Below are 1,059 nucleotides of genomic sequence, written 5' to 3'. Positions count from 1 at the left end.
GCGTTGGGTGCGTCTGGTCCTTGGCGGCTGGCGAGGGTGAGGTTTTTGATGTGGTGGTGGGTGATGAGGTGTTCGGCGAGGAGGGTGGCGAGTCCTCCGGTGCCGCCGGTGATGAGGAGGGTGTCCTCGGGTCCCCATTCCTCGAAGCCGGTGAGTGCGGGCTGGGTGGGGGTGGTGGCGCGGGTGAGGCGGGGTACGTGGATCCGGCCTTCGCGCAGCGCCAACTCCGGCTCACCACTCGTCAGCGCCGCCGCCAATCGCGACGGCGTCAGCTCCACGCCGTCCCAGTCCACCAGGGTGAAACGGTCCGGGTGTTCGGCCTGGGCGGAGCGCACCAGGCCCCACGCCGCGGCGCCCGCGAGGTCCACCGGCAGGTCGAGCCCGTCCCGGGGGCCCACCGCTCCCTGGGTCGCGACCACGAGCCGCGACGCCGCGAAACGGTCGTCCGCAAGCCACTCCTGGAGGCAGGCGAGCACACCCTCGGTGGTCGCCCGCAGCCGCTGCGGCATGTCGGCGTCCTCCGGCCCGCCCGGGCAGGTCAGGACGACCACATCGGGAACCGGGCCGCCCGAGACAAGGCCGGCCAGGTCCGGGTGGGTGGTGGCGCCGGTCCACTGCCACCGCGCCGCGTGCCCGCCGACCGCTGCCCACGTCGTGACGTCCGGTGTCGTCCGGTCGGCGGCGATGGGCAGTGCGTTCCACTCCACGACGTACAGAGGCGTGTCGCCGTCGCCGGCCGCCGCGATCTGGTCGGCGGAGACGGGTCGCATGACCAACTGATCCACCACCGCGACGAGTTGACCCGCCGGGTCCGCGAGGTGGAGCCGTACGCCGCCGTTGTCCGTGTGCGTGATGCGTACGCGCAGTGAGGTGGCGCCCGTAGCGTGGAGGGAGACGCCGCTCCACGCGAAGGGCAGCGCGGTCTGCCCCGGCCCGTCCGCCACGTCGTCACGGCCGAGGTCCGTGGCGTGGAGTGCGGCGTCGAGGAGGGCGGGGTGGAGGGCGAAGGTGGTGGCGTCGTGGTGTGCGGTGTCGGGGAGGGTTACTTCGGCGAGGATG

The 1,059-nt window shown here is 73.1% G+C and carries 1 protein-coding gene; it reads right to left on the bottom strand.

Annotation, left to right across the window (positions count from 1 at the left end):
* A partial coding sequence (locus ACFYM2_RS34765; RefSeq protein ID WP_388841895.1) for a polyketide synthase dehydratase domain-containing protein occupies window positions 1-1,059 on the bottom strand: 1,059 nt, incomplete at both ends.

This window comes from Streptomyces sp. NPDC006711 (genome assembly GCF_042869775.1).
GTDB lineage: Bacteria > Actinomycetota > Actinomycetes > Streptomycetales > Streptomycetaceae > Streptomyces.
This window is presented reverse-complemented; position numbering and strand designations above follow the sequence as displayed.